At 36.0% G+C, this 16,803-nt stretch carries 16 protein-coding genes and 2 tRNA genes; 13 read left to right on the top strand and 5 right to left on the bottom strand.

Translation table 4 applies throughout. The annotated features are described in order from the left end of the window. The first annotated feature begins 4 nt into the window (after window positions 1-4). The 4 genes from NPA10_RS02885 to NPA10_RS02870 all read left to right on the top strand — a co-directional run bounded on the left by NPA10_RS02885 (window position 5) and on the right by NPA10_RS02870 (window position 2,427). On the top strand, window positions 5-487 hold the full coding sequence (locus NPA10_RS02885; protein WP_256547209.1) for a PTS sugar transporter subunit IIA: 483 nt from the start codon (window positions 5-7) through the stop codon (window positions 485-487). Window position 488: 1 nt separating this feature from the next. After that, window positions 489-1,349 (top strand): L-ribulose-5-phosphate 3-epimerase, encoded by an 861-nt coding sequence (locus NPA10_RS02880; protein ID WP_256547208.1) that lies wholly within the window; start codon window positions 489-491, stop codon window positions 1,347-1,349. Then, window positions 1,343-2,044: an L-ribulose-5-phosphate 4-epimerase AraD gene (gene araD / locus NPA10_RS02875; protein ID WP_307291850.1), complete on the top strand. Its 702-nt coding sequence runs from the start codon at window positions 1,343-1,345 to the stop codon at window positions 2,042-2,044. Before NPA10_RS02880 ends, araD begins: the two co-directional genes overlap by 7 nt. Before the next feature lie 98 nt (window positions 2,045-2,142). Beyond that, entirely contained in the window at window positions 2,143-2,427 is a 285-nt protein-coding gene (locus NPA10_RS02870; RefSeq protein ID WP_256547207.1) for a PTS sugar transporter subunit IIB, read from the top strand. 125 nt (window positions 2,428-2,552) lie between these two features. Here the strand turns inward: NPA10_RS02870 and NPA10_RS02865 are convergent. The 5 genes from NPA10_RS02865 to NPA10_RS02845 all read right to left on the bottom strand — a co-directional run bounded on the left by NPA10_RS02865 (window position 2,553) and on the right by NPA10_RS02845 (window position 4,592). Further along, window positions 2,553-2,627, bottom strand: a tRNA-Trp gene (locus NPA10_RS02865). A gap of 7 nt (window positions 2,628-2,634) precedes the next feature. Next, window positions 2,635-2,725 (bottom strand) — tRNA-Ser (locus tag NPA10_RS02860). A 28-nt stretch (window positions 2,726-2,753) separates the two neighbouring features. Further along, window positions 2,754-2,987, bottom strand: coding sequence for a phosphopantetheine-binding protein (locus NPA10_RS02855; protein WP_256547206.1), 234 nt, complete (start codon window positions 2,985-2,987; stop codon window positions 2,754-2,756). Window positions 2,988-3,000: 13 nt separating this feature from the next. Further along, window positions 3,001-3,513, bottom strand: a complete 513-nt coding sequence (locus NPA10_RS02850; RefSeq protein WP_256547205.1) for a hypothetical protein — start codon at window positions 3,511-3,513, stop codon at window positions 3,001-3,003. After that, window positions 3,513-4,592, bottom strand: coding sequence for a hypothetical protein (locus tag NPA10_RS02845; RefSeq protein ID WP_256547204.1), 1,080 nt, complete (start codon window positions 4,590-4,592; stop codon window positions 3,513-3,515). Before NPA10_RS02845 ends, NPA10_RS02850 begins: the two co-directional genes overlap by 1 nt. Before the next feature lie 215 nt (window positions 4,593-4,807). On the opposite strand from NPA10_RS02845, the gene NPA10_RS02840 reads away from it, so the two are divergent. The 9 genes from NPA10_RS02840 to iolD all read left to right on the top strand — a co-directional run bounded on the left by NPA10_RS02840 (window position 4,808) and on the right by iolD (window position 16,791). Next, the gene (locus NPA10_RS02840) at window positions 4,808-5,554 is read left to right on the top strand and encodes a GntR family transcriptional regulator (protein WP_256547203.1); all 747 of its coding nucleotides are present in this window, start codon (window positions 4,808-4,810) and stop codon (window positions 5,552-5,554) included. A 188-nt stretch (window positions 5,555-5,742) separates the two neighbouring features. Next, the gene (locus tag NPA10_RS02835; protein ID WP_256547202.1) at window positions 5,743-7,263 is read left to right on the top strand and encodes a sugar ABC transporter ATP-binding protein; all 1,521 of its coding nucleotides are present in this window, start codon (window positions 5,743-5,745) and stop codon (window positions 7,261-7,263) included. Window positions 7,264-7,276: 13 nt separating this feature from the next. Further along, window positions 7,277-9,085 (top strand): ABC transporter permease subunit, encoded by a 1,809-nt coding sequence (locus NPA10_RS02830; RefSeq protein ID WP_256547201.1) that lies wholly within the window; start codon window positions 7,277-7,279, stop codon window positions 9,083-9,085. A gap of 19 nt (window positions 9,086-9,104) precedes the next feature. Then, entirely contained in the window at window positions 9,105-10,451 is a 1,347-nt protein-coding gene (locus NPA10_RS02825; protein WP_256547200.1) for a substrate-binding domain-containing protein, read from the top strand. 64 nt (window positions 10,452-10,515) lie between these two features. Then, the gene (locus NPA10_RS02820) at window positions 10,516-11,967 is read left to right on the top strand and encodes an aldehyde dehydrogenase family protein (protein WP_256547199.1); all 1,452 of its coding nucleotides are present in this window, start codon (window positions 10,516-10,518) and stop codon (window positions 11,965-11,967) included. A 15-nt stretch (window positions 11,968-11,982) separates the two neighbouring features. After that, the gene (locus NPA10_RS02815; protein ID WP_256547198.1) at window positions 11,983-13,002 is read left to right on the top strand and encodes a PfkB family carbohydrate kinase; all 1,020 of its coding nucleotides are present in this window, start codon (window positions 11,983-11,985) and stop codon (window positions 13,000-13,002) included. A 4-nt stretch (window positions 13,003-13,006) separates the two neighbouring features. Then, window positions 13,007-13,813 carry a 5-deoxy-glucuronate isomerase gene (locus NPA10_RS02810; protein ID WP_256547197.1) on the top strand — a complete coding sequence of 269 codons (807 nt, stop codon included), beginning with the start codon at window positions 13,007-13,009 and terminating at the stop codon, window positions 13,811-13,813. 6 nt (window positions 13,814-13,819) lie between these two features. Beyond that, window positions 13,820-14,857 carry an inositol 2-dehydrogenase gene (gene iolG, locus NPA10_RS02805; protein ID WP_256547196.1) on the top strand — a complete coding sequence of 346 codons (1,038 nt, stop codon included), beginning with the start codon at window positions 13,820-13,822 and terminating at the stop codon, window positions 14,855-14,857. Next, a complete protein-coding gene (gene iolD, locus NPA10_RS02800; protein ID WP_256547195.1) occupies window positions 14,845-16,791 on the top strand; it encodes a 3D-(3,5/4)-trihydroxycyclohexane-1,2-dione acylhydrolase (decyclizing) in 1,947 nt (648 codons plus the stop codon). The genes iolG and iolD overlap by 13 nt, the downstream gene beginning before the upstream one ends. Window positions 16,792-16,803 lie beyond the last annotated feature (12 nt).

Here is a 16,803-nt window from a genome sequence, read left to right as displayed (position 1 = left end):
GACAATGAATAAAAATTTATCCAAAACTTTTGATGCAATTTTACGTGACAACCATACTTTAGCATTACAACAAACCGCAACTGATTGACAAGATGCTGTGCGCCAGGTGGTGCAATTATTAGTGCAAGCTAAAATGACTACACCTGATTATGCTGATGCAATCATTAAAGCGACTGAAGAATTAGGGCCATATTATTTAGTGGCCGAAAACGTGGCGATGCCCCATGCGGTTTCTGGACCTTATAATTTAGATAATGGTTTTGCATTATTAACTTTAAAAGAACCAGTTTTATTTGGCACCGAAAAAATTCAAGTTTTAATTTGTTTATCATCAATCACTCCTGATTTTCATGTGGCAGTGGCTTTACCTCAAATTGCTGCATTATTTGATGATTTAGATATGGGCAACAAAATGGCACAATGCCAAACAGAAGCCGAAATTTATCAATTAATTTCGGGAATTGATTTTTCTAAATATTTAAACTAGTATGATCAAAACACAATTAGGTTTATACGAAAAAGCCTTACATGATCAATTGACTTTAGAACAAAAAGTGTTGTTAGCCAAACAAGCCCAGTTTGCTTTTTTAGAGTTGTCAATTGATGAATCAGAATCCCGGTTAGCACGGTTAGATTGATCAGATCAAGAATGGATTAAATTAAAAGATTTTCTGGATCAACACCAGTTTCGGTTTGGTTCACTTTGTTTATCAGGTCACCGTAAATACCCTTTAGGTAGCTCTGATCCGGTGGTTCGTGAACATAGTGTGCGAATGCTGGAAAAAGCCTTACGAATCTGTCAAATTTTAGACATTAAAATTATTCAATTAGCTGGGTATGATGTGTTTTATGAACCAAGTACTCCTGAAACTCAAGCATGATTTGCAACCAATTTAAAACTAATTGCGCAAAAAGCCGCTGCAGCGGGGGTTTATTTAGGAATTGAAACAATGGACACCCCATTTTTAGGTACAGCAACCCGGTGTCGGAAGTATGTTGATTTAGTTAACTCCCCGTACTTACAAATCTATCCTGATATTGGTAATTTAAGTCAATGGACTGATCGTCCCGAACAGGATTTAAGTGATAATGTCCAGTTTTTTTTACAAGTGCACATTAAATCGACTTTACCAAATGTTTTTCGTGATCTAGCTTGAGAAGCTGGTAATGTGGAATATGTGAAACTTTTAAAAACTTTAGCTGATCAAAATTATACGGGTCATTTCCTAGCCGAGATGTGAGCACCTAAAGACGAAATTTTTGACTATGAAAAAGAAATGGCGCGATTAAATCATGCTTATGAATTTGTTGCTGATAAATTAAAACAAGCAGGTTATCAATTATGTTAGAAAAATTAAAACAAGCAGTTTATGATACCAATATGGCTTTGGTTCATAATGGTTTAGTCGTTTTAACTTGGGGCAATGCTTCAGCTTATGATGAAGCAACTGGGTATATGGTAATTAAGCCTAGTGGAGTTGATTATCAAACAATGCGTCCTGAGGACATGGTGGTAATTGATTTAGATGGTAATATCATTGAAGGTGAATTAAACCCGTCTTCTGACACCCCAACCCACTTAGAACTGTATCGAAAATGAAAGGGTAAAGTTAGAGCAATTATTCACACCCATTCAATTAATGGAGTGGCTTGAGCCCAATCACTTCAAGAAATTCCGTGTTTTGGTACCACGCATGCGGATGTGTTTTATGGTTCAGTACCGATTACCCGGATTTTATCCCAAGCCGAAATTGAAGCCGGATACGAACACAATACTGCAACCGTAATTTTAGAACGGTTTCAAGATTTGGACCCGCTAGGAGTTCCTGGGATTTTAGTTGCTAATCATGGGCCGTTTTGTTGGGGTCCTAATTTAAAAAAGGCCTTAGATACAGCGATTACTTTAGAAGCCGTAGCTGAAATGGCGTGAAAAACTAAAGTAATTAATCCCCAAACCCCACCAATTACCCAGTACATTCAGGACAAGCATTATTTTCGTAAACATGGGGCTAATGCTTATTATGGCCAGAAAACCGTTAAATAATATCCCAGTAATTTCACGTTAAAAAATTATTTATTAAATTAAAAATAAAATTGTAATTAAAATATAATTATTACCGATCAAAAAATAAGGAGCTTTATATGCACATTGTTGTTGCATGCGGTGCAGGGATGGGAACATCCATGCTGATTCGTTTAAAAGTTGAAAAAATTTTGCGTGATAAAAAAGTCAGTGCTAAAGTGGAAGCTTTATCAGTTGGTGGGGCTAAACCCATGACTAATACTGCTGATTTAATTATCACCCAAACCCATTTGCTAAGTCAATTTGATACCCACAACAAAGCTAAAATTGTGGGTATTAAAAACGCTACGAGCGAAAAAGAAATTTTAGAAGCAATCGAAAACTTTTTAGCTAACCAAAAATAAGTTCTCTGCTTGCACTTAAATTTGAACCAATAAAAAAACCAAAAAAATGAAGCTGAAAATTCAGCTTATTTTTTTGGTTTTTTTATTCTAGTCAGGAACTTGTGATAATTCCTTCTGTTAAAAAATGGCAGGGGTAGCAGGATTCGAACCCACAACACGCGGTTTTGAAGACCGCTGTTCTACCGTTGAACTATACCCCTAAAAAACTGGCGGAATAGACAGGATTCGAACCTGCGCGCAGTGTTACCTACCTAAAAGCTTTCCAAGCCTTCCCCTTCAACCACTTGGGTACTATTCCACTAAGTTTTATTAATACCAAATGAGTTTTATTTGGTAAACAACTTTAATAAATCGTTTAAGGATTTAACCTTCATTAATTCCTGATCATCAGCCTGATAACCCACTTTTTTTTCAATATCAGTGATAATCGAAAAGGCTAGTAAACTATCAATTTGTAAATCTCGAATCGGTAAATCCAATTTATCCTCGGTAATTTTAACATGATAATTGCGATTTTTTAATGATTGTTCGATGAATTTGATTAATTCCGGTCTGGTCATAAAATAAGTTTGATTAGAGGGCAAAACTAATCTGAAAGTGATCGTAATATTTTTTATCAAAATCAATTTGATCGTCCCATTGGACAATCACATCAACTGATAAATCTAAGTTATTAATCTTAAAATAAATTTTACCATTAAATTGATCACTGGTTAGTAATCCTTTCTGGTTGGTAATAATGGCGTTTTTTACCAGATCTTTCAGTAATGGTTCTAACTTATCTTCTCTGATTTGATAAATGATATTATCATAATGGGATCGATAGCCAACTGCTGCAACTAACTTTTCTTTTTGTCGGAAATGATCAATTAAATTAATTCGTTCTGATGCTTTTAAATCAACTTCTTTAGGTAGTTGATTTCTGGGTTCATTTACCATTGGAGGTGGAGTTTCAGTTGTACTGATTTGGGCTTGCAACTGTTGATCGCGTTGGTATAAAAAGAAGCCACCTAAACCTGAAGAAACAGCTAAAACCCCAATTAGAAATACGCTAAAAATTCTTTTATTACGTTTGTTAAAAAACATTAGAATTCAATCCTTTTATATTTTACTAATTCCCGATTACGGGGACGTCAACCAATTGATTTCAACCGTACATAATTACTTTGTAAATCAGTTTGGATGAAATCTTTTTGAAATTCAAACGAATTATGGGTATTAACTAAAAACCGTGCTCCACCAACTAAAACGGTCATTTGATTAGCATAATTACCCCTACTTTTATAGGGAATAAACAATCCACTAGCTCCATTGTTCTCGCCTAGTGATAAGGTATTATTTTCAAAAATTGAAGTTCCTTGCATTGATACATCAACATTAGTTTTGGATCGGTTAGGCCGAATCGAAATATTCGCATATGGAATTTCTAGTTTCTTCTCAATTCCCTCTTGGGGCACATAATAATTAGCGAGCGAACTAACACCTTTAATTTCAATTGGTTGATTGTCCAAACTTTCTAAACGTACCAATCTTTTAATTGGGGTGTTGTTGATGTACCGATAATCATCTAAATTCACCCGTACCCGAGTACGTTGATACCGGTTAGTGGTCGAATTTTTATAAACAGTTCAACTAGTTAATGGACTAATTTCGTATTGAGTTTGATTACCCGATCTGCGAACTTCAAAAAAATTATCGTACAAAAACGACACTTTAAATTTATTTTTCTCAACACTTTCTACAAACTGATCAAAGATTTGATCAGTTATTTGTTGCCGTTGATCAGTAACGATATTACGAAAGTTTTCAGCATCCACTTTAAAGTTTAGATTGGCTAAAATTGTTTCGTTATTTAATGGATTTAAAAACGATTTATCTCCGCTTACTCGTACATTGAAATTAGATTGATAAAAATAGCATTTTAATTTGGAATTTTCAGGTTTACGATCACGTTGGTGAGCGCAGGGAACACCCGCTTGTAAATAAACATTATTGATATCTTGTTCGCTGAATTTCATGTCATAAAACAAAGTACGTGGGGGTAAATTATAGTTTGCAAAAATATAAAAATTAGCTCTAACGTTTCATTCAAAATCATTCGCTGTAAAGATGAGTTGATAATCATCAACAATAAACTGGGGATCATTAATTTGGTATACTTGCACAACTTTACTCCTTTAAGCTACTTTATAAGCAGCAGATTTTTGTGGTTGCACTTATTAATTAAGCTAAAAATTCCAAAAAAGAGAATTAATTATTTGCCTTTTGAAGAAATTATATTAAGTGATTCAGCTCATCTTCTGATTCCAGCATTTATTAATTTATAATAAAAATAACCCAACATTAATCGTGGGTAATTCATTAAACTGGGTCCGTGATCATGAAATTTGCCTGAGTGCAAAAGGAGTTAGGGATGTCAAAAGAAAAGAAGGAATTAGAACAATATATTTTTCAATATATCCTATTAAAAATTCAAATTGGTGATTGAAAACCTAATGAACGGATTGTATCCGAACGGTTTTTATCCCATAAATTTCATTGTTCTAATTCATTAATTCACAGCATTTATTTGAAATGTAAGAACTTGAATTTGATTAAAAATGATCCGAATAAAAAATGATTTATCTGTCCTTTTTTTGCCCAAAATATTTTAGGATTTGAACCTTATACCCAAGTTAAATCGATTGAATTAATTAATCAAACTTTAGAATTTATTTTTACGGCTTTTGATTTACAACAATTCAAAAGTTTACACCAGTCCCGTTTGGCGATTAAAAAATTTGCGTTTTTTAAAAAGATCTTTTTTACAACTGATCATTCTAACCAAACCAGCCATGTCATGTACTATGCAATCAATCCTAAACGGATTGATTTTTTGGACTTGAAACTTTTGAAGAATAATGCCATGGCTTTTTTTGCTAAAAATGGATTAGCCATTACTAAGCGAGTGAAAAAAATCATTTGTCAAAAAGTAGCTAATAATCCGCATGATGGCACAGCCTTATTTGAAGTTATCATGTATCATGTTGCTTATGATCAACACGATGAAATCTTGTTTTGTATGAAAACCAATTTCTATGATTATCAAGATCTGAAAGAAGTAGTTGTAGAATACCGATACGATTAAAACATTCTGAAAATTTAAAAAAAATGTTCTTCTTAATGAAGAACATTTTTTTTATTGCTAATTGGTTTCTAACAAAACTGCTTAAGCAGTTTTTGTTTTGGAAGCAGAAAAAGAATTTTCGCTTTTCTATAATTAGACTCAGAAGTAATTAACTTCGATCTAGCAATAACTAAAGCCCCAAATTAATCATGAATGATTGAGCATCTGAATCAGATTTGAGTCGCGAAATTTTAGCCTGTGAAAATGTGAGTATTAGTTTTAATAATGTTCCAGTTTTGCGGAACATGCAAATTAAGCTTTATTCGCATCAAGCAGTAGCAATTGTCGGTGAAAACGGTGCTGGTAAATCAACTTTAACTAAAATTCTAACCGGCATCTATAAACCTGAGTTAGGTAGTATTTACCACAAAGGTCGCATTGCTTCGTTTCATTCAATTAAAAATTCTAAAAAGAAATTCAAAATTGCCATTGTGCACCAAGAACAAAACTTGTGCGAACAGTTGAGTGTAGCCCAAAATATTTTTTTAGGTAACGAAAAACGCGTGAATGGTTTTTTATCAAGTCATTTAACCAACACGGCTGCTAAACATTTTTTAGAACTATTGAATGCGGATTTTAGTGAAACCACTTTAGTCAAAAACTTAACAGTTTCCCAACGCCAGTTTGTCGAAATTGCTAAAGCCTTAAGTGAAGAACCAGAAATTATTATTTTTGATGAACCAACCAGTGTTTTAACTAATCGTGATACAGAAAAATTGTTTGAGATTGTTACCAATCTGAAACAACAAGGCATTGCAGTGGTTTGAATTACCCACCGGATGGAAGAAATTGAACGCATTTGTGAACAAGTATTAATCATCAAAGATGGTAATTATGTTGTTCAAAAACCCTTCAAAGCCTTTCAAGGTATTGATGAAATTGTAAATTTAATGGTTGGTCGGGAACTAGAAAACCGTTATCCTCCTAAAGTTCAAACAACTAGTTCACACGCGCAAACTTTTGAAATTAAAAACCTGAATTCTTTAGATAACCACAACATTAATTTAGTTTTACGAAGTGGAGAAATTTGTTGCTTATACGGTTTAGTTGGTTCAGGACGTTCGGAGTTAGCCCAAACCATTTTTGGAGCTAAACCTTATATTTCTGGTGATTTTTGGTTAAACAACCAGAAGTATTTACCGCGTTCACCTAAATTTGCCTTAAAGAACAAAATTTTTTATTTATCTGAAGACCGTAAACAATTTGGCTTAAATGTCAAAAAAAACATTGAATTCAACATTAACTTAGCTAATCTTTCCCAAATTCAGCGAGCGGGATTTTTATCTGCTTATTTAAGTAAAGAAACCGCTAATAAATTTATTAAAGACTTATCAATTAAGGCTTATGCTCCAACCCAACCAGTTGATGATTTATCAGGAGGCAACCAACAAAAAGTTGCGATCGCTAAAGGGTTAAATACTTGACCCGAATTAATCATTTTTGATGAACCCACTCGTGGGGTTGATGTGGGAGCGCGTAAAGATATTTATGAAATTATTAACAAACTAAAACAGGACAACAAAATTGTACTCGTGATTTCTTCAGATCTTCCTGAAGTAATTGGGATTGCTGATCGGGTTGTAACTTTTTTTGAGGGCAAGATTACGAATGAATTAATTGGTCGTGAGATTAATGAGTCCAGCATTATTAAAAATGCTTTAAGTTTATAGGAACATTTCCATTATGAAAGAATGAATTATTCAAGTCAAACAAAAATTATTTCCCCAACAATCCGAAGTGCATTTATCCCAGAAATTACACCATACTCACATTGGTGATTTTTTGGATGAGCAAGTTAATTTACAGAAAAAACGGGTGGTGATTGAACAACACAAACAGGAATTAGAACTAGAAAATTTGTACAATGATTTTCACAATTATGCGGCTTATTGCAACCAAAATATTGAAAACTTAGAAAAAGCTTACCAAAAATTTATTAAGCTAAAACGTTCAGAATACGAAGTGCGCATGCAACGCTTGAACAATCCTGCTGCCATTGAGCATTTAGAAACTGAGTACCAAAATTTAATCACTACTAAAAAAACCAAAATTGAGCGAATTATTGACCGAATTAATGCAACCCGAGAGAAAAAATCCCAAGCTATTAGTGCAAAAATTCATAAATTTAAACAAATGCAAGCCGCTTTTTTAGAAGAAATTAATCATGATGCTCAAGTAAAAATTACCAAACTGGAGGCCCAAAAAACCACGCTAACAACTCAAACGGCCCAATTTTATCAAACTCGTAAAACTAACCTAGACACCCAACACGAACAATTACGCCAAGCTTATCAGACTGATCAGACCCGTTTGAATGATCAGTTAGCTAATCATCAAATTGATGTTTTAACTTATGAGACCCAACAACTAAATTTAAACTACCAGTTTGTACGAAAACATACACGATTACAGAACCAAGCCAATCAATCGACTTGGTTAATTCAAAAATTACGCTTGGGAATGTTTTGTCAAAATTTTTTCCAAAAAGAAAAAATCTTAAACTACACCACCAAAACTGTTAAAGCGGCTAATTCTTCAAAACTGATTATTTTCTTTTTAATTATTTCCTTGTTTACTGGAGTCATTTTTCAGTCCCAGTATTATTCAGAACAAAACTGGTTTGGAGCAATTTTAGGTTCGAATGTTCCCATTGCGTTTATTGCTTTAGGCGAAACTTTAGTGATTCTGACTGGGGGCATTGATTTGTCAGTTGGTTCGATGATTGGGTTTGGTGGCACGATTTATATGTCATTAGTTTATTCAGTTGGACTTCACTGACTGGGTAGTTTGATTATCATGTTTATTGCTTTATTTTTAATTGGATATTTATCTGGTTTTTTAATTTCCCGATTAAAAATTCCCCCATTCATTATTACTTTAGCGGGACTGCTAACTTTACGTGGCGCAACAACAATTATTTTGCAAGGAATTCCCATTTCTAGTAGTACTGATCCCATCTTAAGTATTTTTAATTACAACATTGGTGGGAGTTTTCCAGCCGCAATTTTAATCTTAATCGTTGTGGCGGTTGTTTTAATTTTGTTCATGAAGTTCGCTAAATTTGGTCGGTATGTATATGCTGTAGGTGACAACATGCAAGCCGCGGTTTATTCTGGTATTAATTCTAAACACATCTTGAATATGGTTTATTTATTATCAGCTGTTTTAGCAGGATTTGGGGCATTATCTTCTGTGGCTCAAATTAATTCGGTCTCCCCCCAAACTGGAGCAACCCTAGAATTAGACGCAATTACTGCAGTGGCTTTAGGTGGAACTTCGTTTGCTGGGGGAAAAGGGGGATTAGTCAAAACCCTAATTGGTTGATTCTCTATTTCCTTGTTGATTAATGCCTTAACTTTCTGGGGAGTTGATTCTAACTACCAATTTGTTGCCAAGGGCATTGTGATCGTGATTGCTTTAATTATTGATCGTGATTTTAATTTATTTCAGCGGGTCAAAAATTATTACTACCGTGCTTTAAGCTATTTATAAAAATCAAGGAAATGAAATTATGAGTTATTTCTCTAAACGCATGGCCAAATTGGCTTTAGGTTTTGGGGTCCCATTAAGTATTTTAGCGATTGCTTTAGGAATTGTGGGCGGAACGGTGACTCGTTCTAACGCTCCAATTGCGGTTTTATTATCTTCGCGGAATAATCCGTTTTTCCAACAAGTTGCTAACGGAATTGATATTTATGCCCAAAAATTTGGTTATCAAGTCCAATACTTTGATTCTGAAAATTCTGTTGAACGCGAAAACGCTCACATCCGGTCCATCATTGCTGCGGGATTTAAGATGGTTTTGTTTAATGATGTGAACGAGCAATCAGGGGTTAATGCGGTGAAAGCTTTAAACCAAGCAAATATTCCGGTTATTGCGGTTGATCATGTTTTAGTTCCAGAAGAACTGAAAGCCAAAGAAAATAATCAATACCAAATTGATGATAATTTTAAAGTTATTGCAAACATTGCTTCTGATAACTTTCAAGCTGGTGAAATTTTAGCAGTTTATGCTAGTCAAGTACTCCGGATTCCGTATAACACTCGATCTTTTACTTTATACGGTATTCCTGGTACGGCTTCATCTGACCAACGGATGCGCGGGTTTATTCGGGAAATTAATGACGGCCGAAATCGGGGTCATTATGGTTTAGCAGCAGTCGGATTTAATTTGAGTTATGACAATGGCTTTGGTTTTCAAGCTGATGACAACCGTTCTAAAGCCAATTTAGGGGTGCAAAACAACATTCAACGTTATTTCACTCCGAGCAGTCCCGAATTTTCACCACTATTGTTTGCCACTAATGATGAAGCAGCCCTAGGTGGAATTGCCGCTTTAAAATCAAGCGGAATTTTAGCTGGATCCCAAACTTTTGCGGATGCGGGCTCAAATAAAACTTGGGTTTTTGGGGTTGATTACACTGATGATGCGCTGGTTGCGATTAAAAATAACGAACAATCCGCAACCGTACGTCAAGACACCCATTTAATGGGTTATATGTCTATGGATATTGCCAGTTATTTTTTAGACCCTAATTTATATGGCAACAAAACCGCTTATGGGGCTACCCAACGGTACCAAAATTATGACAAAACTACTTTTGATTACTGATTAAAACGTTATCCCAACCGGTTTAGCAATGACATTGATCCTTCCACAACCATGCAAAATGGTTATTATTTCAAACTAAATACTTCTCTAACCTACTGGGATTTAACCAATAATGATTACAAAAATGTACAACAAATTAAAGATGATAACGGAGTCAGTCGGTTAGAAGACATTGGCCCAGCAGGGACACTTTCAGCTGCTGATACTCCTGATCAAGTCAGCTCAACCGCATGAACTTTTAGTTAAACTTTTTGAAAAAAACAACAACCAAGCAAACTAATTATTTACAACAACAAATTATTTATTACTCATGAAAATCACAACTTTTACTAACAACACCCCCACAACTTACAATTCTGCAACAACAATTCCAGTCTTTAATCCCCACACTGGGAAAGAAATTGCGCAACTAGAATTTACCCCTCCAACTGCATTAGACACCATTGTGGCTGATGCGCTTATTGCCCAAAAACAATGACAGCGGTTAACTTATAAAAAACGGGCAGAAATTTTTTATCGCTATCGCGAACTTTTGGAACTAAACCGATTAGAACTAGCCCGTTTAATTCACGAAGATAATGGCAAATCGATGCTAGAGGCAATGGCAGAAATTGATAAATGTATTGAACTAACAGAATTTAGTTGTTCCATTCCCCAAATTATTAGCGGGGAGAGTCAACAAGTATCTCGGGGAATCGAATGTCAAGAACACCGCCGTCCTTTAGGGGTTGTTGCAGTTATCACTCCCTTTAATTTTCCGTTAATGGTTCCCCACTGATCAGTACCCAATGCTTTAATGTTAGGTAATGCGGTAATTTTAAAACCATCTGAATCCACTCCCTTAGCCAGTTTTCGAATGGGGGCTTTATTAGCAGAAGCTGGTTTGCCTAAAAATTTATTTCACATTGTTAACGGGGGCATTGACATTGTTAAAGCCCTAGCCACTCATCCCCAAATTCAAGCTTTAAGTTTTGTTGGTTCCACCACAGTTGCTAAAAGTGTTTATCAGGAAGCAGTTGCTCATAACAAACGCGCTTTATGTTTGGGTGGGGCCAAAAACTACGTTTTTGCAATGAAAGATACTGATCCTAAAGTTACTGCTTCAGAGATTTTAGCTTCGGCTGTAGGAATGGCGGGACAACGTTGTATGGCTTTGTCTGTTGCTGTGCTAGTTGGTGATAATCCCGAACTTTACCAGGAACTAGTAACCCAAGCTAAAAACTTCCATTTGGATGATCCGATTCCCCCACTAGTTTCACCAGTAGCAATTACCAAAATCAAAACTTACACTCAAGCAGCCATTGCTAAAGGGGCAACAGTTTTAGTGGATGGACAGGATTTTGCTAAACCAGCTAACCAAGCTGATGGTTACTGACACGGACCAACCCTAATTGATTGAACTAATTGTCCTGATGAAATGGGGTTAGATGAAGTATTTGGACCAGTTTTAGAAATTGTTCAAGTTCCCACCATTGAAGCAGCAATCGCCTTCCAAAATCGTTCTCCTTATGGTAATTCAGTTTGTATTTTTACCCAATCAGCCCGCATTGCTCAAGAAGTCTTAAGCCAGTGTAAAGCCGGCATGATGGGGATTAATATTGGTGTAGCAGTTCCTCGTGAACCATTTAGTTTTGGGGGATTAAACCAATCCAAATTTGGTTATGGTGATATTACGGGGAAATCTTCAATTAATTTCTGAACTGATTTGATTAAAGTGACCACAAAATGAAACCCCGTTTATAAAGTTGATTGACTATCCTAGAAGGGATTAGTTATCATGTTTCAACCAACAACTAAAGATTTAGATTTTGTTTTAATTGGACGGATCACAATTGATTTTAATCCCCAAGATTATTACAACAGTTTAGACCAGTTAAACTTTTTTCAAAAATACATCGGAGGATCAACTGGAAATACAGCAATTGGATTACACCGTAACCAACAAAAAGTGGTGTTAGTCACAAAAGTTGGGGCTGATGGATTTGGTCAAACGATTCGTCATTTTTTAGCTAGTGAACAAATGAACAGTCAATATGTGATGACCGATCCGGTTCATCCAACCGGATTAACTTTTACTGAAATGCTTTCACCCGAACAATCCCGGATTTTGATGTACCGAACTGAAGTAGCTGATTTGTATTTACATCCGGATGAAATTGATCCAGATTTAATTGCTCGGAGTAAATACTTATTAATTTCGGGTACGGCTTTAAGTAGCTCACCTAGTCGCGAAGCAGTTTTAAAAGCAGTTTTAATTGCAAAACAAACCAAAACTAAAGTCATTTTTGACATTGATTATCGGCCGTACAATTGGGTTGATCAAGCCACTGTTTGTACTTATTACCAACTGGTGGCTACCCAAGCTGATTTGTTAATTGGTTCACAAGAAGAGCTCAGTTTTTGTTCCCAATTTACCAGAATAAACTTAGAGCCATTTGATTCCAAAACTGTGGCTGAATACTGGTTACAAACCGCCGAATTAGTCATTATTAAAAACGGTAAAAAGGGTTCAGAATGTTTTAGTCGTACCCAATACTACCACGTTGGCATTATTCCGGTGACAATGTTAAAAGGTTATGGGGGCGGGGATGCTTATGCTTCTTATTTTTTAACTTTTTACAACCAAAACCCCCAAGATTTGCAAACAGCTTTAATTTATGCTAGTGCAGCAGCCAGTTATATGGTGCAATCCCATTCCAGTTTTAACCACCCTTATTTAACAGAACTAAAAGCATGGATTGATGAACACACCAACCACGATCCAGAACAGTTAATTCTAACCCATCAGGAGTATTAATGTTATGTTTCTAAAAAACCAACATCTAGGAACTGGTTATCATCGGTTACTCACCCGCACTAAAACGGGTCACACCCTTAATTTAGATGTGCATTTGTGAAAAACAAATACAGAACCAACCACACTGGATTTAGTTAGTTCGAGTGATGAAACTGTCTTATTAGTTTTAACCGGTCAAGTTAGCATTAGCATCAATGATCAATTGCCCCAAACTTACCAACGGGATTCTTTATTTGATCAAATAGGAACCTGTTTAGTTCTGCCGCCAACCACCCAAATCCGTTGTCAAACCCACCAAATCCCGACTGAGGTTTTAGTGCTTCAAACCCCGAATGCGCAATTAAACCAACCCCAAATTTTTGATCCAACAACAGTGAGTGAAGATTATTTTGGTGAGGGTCAATGGGATAACACTGCCTTACGATTAGTGCGCACTTATTTTGATTATGACAATTTACCCACATCTAATTTAGTGGTGGGTGAAGTGATTAGTTATCCGGGTTGTTGATCCTCATATCTGCCCCATTATCACGATCAAGCAGAGTTGTATTATTTTAAATTTGATCATGCAAATGGGTTTGGCATTTCAGTGATTGGCGATCAAGCCCACATTGTAACAGAAAATGATTTAAGTGTTATCGAACCTAACTTAGTTCATCCAGTGGTATCAGCTCCAGGTTATCCGCTTTATTTCTGCTGAATTATTTTACATAATCCTAACCAACCATGAAAAAAAGACCGGAAGATTGATCCAAACCACGCTTGATTAGAAGCGCCTAATGTAAGCTATTGAAATAAAAAGAAGAAATAATTTGTTATGAACCAACAATTACAAGTTGCCATTTTAGGTGGTGGTCGCATTGCGTATGTTCACGCTAAAGCGATTACTTTTCATGTTCCTAATGCCCAAGTGAAATGGATTTATGATCCTTATTTAAATCCCACAACCCAAGCCCGATTTACTGAATTGGGAATTAATCACTTCACAAAAACCTTAACCGATGTTTTAGCTGATCCTGAAGTTGATGTGGTTTATATTTGTACACCCACACCCACCCATGCTGATTATGCCATTCAAGCTTTAGATGCCCAAAAACACGTGTTTTGTGAAAAACCAATTTCGTTTGATTTAGCAACAATTAACTTAGTACAAGCCGCAATTATTCGCAACCAGAAAAAATTTATGGTCGGACATAACCGCCGGTTTGATCATAATTTTCAAGCTGTTAAACAAGCTTTGAATGAAGAAGTTATTGGTTCGGTCTTTCAAATCAAAATTACTTCGCGCGATCCTGGATTACCTCCCTTAGAATATTTAGTTGCTTCGGGTAATTTATTTTATGACATGATGATTCATGATTTAGATATGGCCCGGTTTCTCAGCCCCTCCCCGATTACTAAAGTCTTTGCTTATGGGGCGGGTTTGGTTAATCCAGAATTAGTTAAACAAGTTAATGATTTAGATAGTGCGGTTGTTGTTTTAATTTGTGAAAACCAATCCATGATCATAATCGATAACTGCCGACAAGCTAGTTATGGTTATGATCAACGGGTTGAAATTTTAGGCGCCACCGGGCAGTTACAAATTGGAAATGATCATCCCAATACTCTAGTAGTTTCCAGCGCTACTGGAATTAATCATCCTAAACCCTTACATTTCTTTTTAGAACGTTACATGCAAGCTTATATTGCTGAATCCATTAGTTTCTTCGCAGCGATTACTCATGATCAAACTCCAGCAGTTACAGTGAATGACGGGTTTAGTGCAATCTTATTAGCTGCTGCTGCGACTTTATCCTGACAAGAAAATCGGGTTGTTGAATTAAAAGAATTGAGTCCATCATGAAAACAATAAGATGCACTACTGCCCAAGCAATTGTGAAGTATTTAAACCAAGTTTATTTACAAGTTGATGATAATCGACCCAAAAAATATGTGACCGGATTTGCAACTATTTTTGGTCATGGGAATGTTTTGGGTTTAGGAGAAGCCTTAAGTCATGAATTTCATAGTTTTTATTTGTACCAAGGTAAAAACGAGCAAGCTATGGCCCATGTGGCATTAGGTTTTACTAAACAAACTAACCGGCAACAAATTATGGCTTGCAGTTCTTCTGTGGGTCCAGGAGCAGCTAATTTAGTTACTGCAGCAGCCACAGCCACAGCTAATCATTTGCCCTTACTTTTATTACCTGGAGATGTTTTTGCTTCGGCTAAACCTGATCCGGTTTTACAACAAATTGAGCAAACCCATGATTTAGGGATTAGTACTAATGATGCGTTTAAACCAGTTTGTCGTTATTTTGCCCGAATTAGTCGGCCTGAACAAGTTATTAAATTTTTACCCCAAGCCATTCAAGTTTTGACTAATCCTGCTACAACCGGAGCGGTTTGTGTAGCCTTGGCTCAAGATGTTCAGGGCGAAACTTATGATTTTCCCGAATGATTTTTTGAACCAACCACCATTCAAGTCGATCGGTTTACCACTTCAGAAACCAAAATTAATTACGCTTTTACCCGGTTAGCCAAAGCTAAACAACCATTAGTGATTGTGGGTGGAGGTGTTCGTTACAGCCAAGCAGGTGAACAAGTGGTGGCTTTTTGTAAAAAACATTTTATCCCGTTTGTTACCACTCAAGCAGGGGCTTCTAGTGTGCCTAGTAGCGAGCCATTAAATTTAGGAGGAATTGGGGTTACAGGAAATTTACAAGCTAACTTATATGCCCAAAAAGTGGATTTTGTTTTAGGAATTGGAACTAAATATTCCGATTTTACAACTGGTTCTAAACAATTATTTAGCGAAAAAACTTATTTTGTCAACATCAACATTAACCGGTTTGATAGTCAGAAAATGCGGGGGTTTGGTTTAGTCGGTGATGCATTAGCGATTGTTAATCAACTATTACACGCGGATACGAACATCAATTTTCAAACCAAGTTAGAACCAGTTTTACAAAAGGTTAAAAAACGATGAATTACAGAACTAAACCGGTTGCAGCAATTGGACCAACCGTTGCAAAATCTAGAAATTCAGGATACTAATCTTCAATCAGTGATTGAATTTGAAAAAGCAATTCACAACCATTACAAAAATCGACCGGTCCAAATTTTCCACCAAGCCCAGTTGGTGCAGCTGTTAAACCACCACTTAAATGACCAAATCATTTATGGAGCAGCTGGATCATTACCAGGGGATTTACAACGGTTATGACAAACTGATCGAATTGACAGTTACAACTTGGAATATGGTTATTCTTGTATGGGTCATGAAATTCAAGCCGCAATTGGTGCTAGTTTAGTTTCAAATTTGCAGCCTACTTTTGCGTTTTGTGGCGATGGTTCATTTTTAATGCTGCATTCAGAATTACATACCGCTGTGGCCAGTGGAATTCCGGTGGTGGTTTTATTATTCGATAACAGTGGATTTGGGTGCATTAACAATTTACAACTAGCCTATCAAAAACGAAGTTTGGCAACCGAATTTCGCTCTGGTCACCCGGGCTTGAATTTTAAGACAGATTTTATGGTTACAGAATTTGCCACAATTGCTCAGGGTTATGGGGTGGATGCACATTTAGTTGAATCGACTGAACATTTACTTGTCTTATTAGAAAAAGCGAAAAAAACCACCCGACCAATGCTGATTGAAATGAAAGTTTATCCTAAAACTATGACCCATGGTTATGAATGTGCGTGAGAAGTTGGTGCAGCCCAATCTTCTTTCCAGTCTGAAACCGAAGCTGCAGCAGCTGAAACTTATGACTATTTTAAAACGCATAAATTTAATTAAGTTAAGGATGAA

Origin of the sequence: Mycoplasmoides fastidiosum (genome assembly GCF_024498275.1) — a bacterium.
Classification (GTDB): Bacteria; Bacillota_I; Bacilli_A; order Mycoplasmatales; family Mycoplasmoidaceae; genus Mycoplasma_N; species Mycoplasma_N fastidiosum.
This window is presented reverse-complemented; position numbering and strand designations above follow the sequence as displayed.